We start from the raw sequence: 273 nt of genomic DNA, 5'->3' as shown, positions 1-273 counted from the left end.
TAGGTTGTTGATGTTGCGAATTGGCTAGGTGATGTAGTTTTCAAGTATAAATCCTATAAGGTTGTTAGTAGTGGTCAAGAATTTATTAATTTATGGTAGCTGTGTTTCAAGAGATATTTTCAATCTGGAAGAGAGTTCCGGTTTCACGATTTCAGATTATTTCGCTCGATCTTCGATGGCTTCATTGTGTAGTGCACCTTACAAGAATACAGAGGCACTAGAGCGTATCCAGTCAGCTTTCCGTCGAAGGATGGTCGCCAACGACTTTTCTAA

At 39.6% G+C, this 273-nt stretch carries 1 protein-coding gene; it reads left to right on the top strand.

The window, feature by feature from the left end; translation table 11 throughout:
• Window positions 1-70: 70 nt before the first annotated feature.
• On the top strand, window positions 71-273 hold a 203-nt coding region (locus SB786_RS36250; RefSeq protein WP_410731580.1), incomplete at its 3' end, for a DUF6270 domain-containing protein.

The sequence above is a fragment of the Burkholderia sp. SIMBA_062 genome, assembly GCF_046534765.1.
In the GTDB taxonomy this organism is placed as follows: Bacteria; Pseudomonadota; Gammaproteobacteria; order Burkholderiales; family Burkholderiaceae; genus Burkholderia; species Burkholderia ambifaria.
This window is presented reverse-complemented; position numbering and strand designations above follow the sequence as displayed.